The organism is Entomohabitans teleogrylli, from assembly GCF_001484765.1.
GTDB classification, from domain to species: domain Bacteria; phylum Pseudomonadota; class Gammaproteobacteria; order Enterobacterales; family Enterobacteriaceae; genus Entomohabitans; species Entomohabitans teleogrylli.
The window spans coordinates 1-309 of record NZ_LLXO01000131.1 but is presented as its reverse complement, the minus strand read 5'-3'; the positions used below and the strand labels follow the sequence as shown (position 1 = coordinate 309).

General features: G+C 57.3%; 1 protein-coding gene. It reads right to left on the bottom strand.

Going from position 1 to position 309, the window contains the following annotated elements:
- Window positions 1-309, bottom strand: a 309-nt coding sequence (locus AQ981_RS25570) for a fimbria/pilus periplasmic chaperone (RefSeq protein ID WP_154675998.1), incomplete at both ends; no start/stop codon positions are given.

The following is a 309-nucleotide window of genomic DNA, read 5'->3' as shown; positions in this document are numbered from 1 at the left end:
ACGGTAGAACAGCTTGATTTTGGTGTGCAGCGCCAGTTGCATCACATTGGGACGATCGCTCTTCGGCGGCACTTCGCGCACGCTGAAGTAAAAGACGGTTTCCCTGTCCTGGGGCAGCGACGCCGCATCCGGCAGCGCGTTAATACGGATCATGCTCTTGCCCTGCGGCTCCAGACGCTGCAGCGGCGGTACCACTACCAGCGGACTGCTGATCTTTTTCCCCTGCTCATCCTCGATCCACCCCTGGGCAAGGTATGGCATCGTGGTACTGTCATTGGTAATGTTCAGGGCAATACTCTTTTCCGAACC